Source organism: Streptococcus suis, from assembly GCF_002964045.1.
GTDB classification, from domain to species: domain Bacteria; phylum Bacillota; class Bacilli; order Lactobacillales; family Streptococcaceae; genus Streptococcus; species Streptococcus suis_U.
Genome location: NZ_POPB01000530.1, coordinates 1 through 360 on the forward strand (window position 1 = coordinate 1; position 360 = coordinate 360).

Here is a 360-nt window from a genome sequence, read left to right on the forward strand (position 1 = left end):
TAATTCCTTAGGGAAATCGTCTATGCGGACATTGATGCCGATACCGATAATGACATCGGTTACCCGTTGGTTTTCCATAGAAGAGATAGCCTCAGTGAGGATGCCAGCGACCTTTTTGTGTCCGAGATAGATGTCATTGACCCACTTGATTTGGACGTCCAAGTCGCAAAGAGATTGAATGGCCTTCACAACAGCAGCTGCAGCTAAAATGGTGTAGGGCTTAAATTCTAGAAATGGAACATTGGGAGAGAGACGAAGCGACATATAAATGCCACCTGACTTGGAGGCATAAAAGGGTCTCCCAAATCGTCCCTTGGCTTTATTCTGATAGGGAGCTAGATATAGGGCAGGACTAGTATG

1 protein-coding gene is annotated in these 360 nt (G+C 45.6%); it reads right to left on the minus strand.

Translation table 11 applies throughout. The annotated features are described in order from the left end of the window. The coding region (locus C1E99_RS12545; RefSeq protein WP_105207714.1) for a biotin--[acetyl-CoA-carboxylase] ligase at positions 1-360 on the minus strand (360 nt) is incomplete at both ends.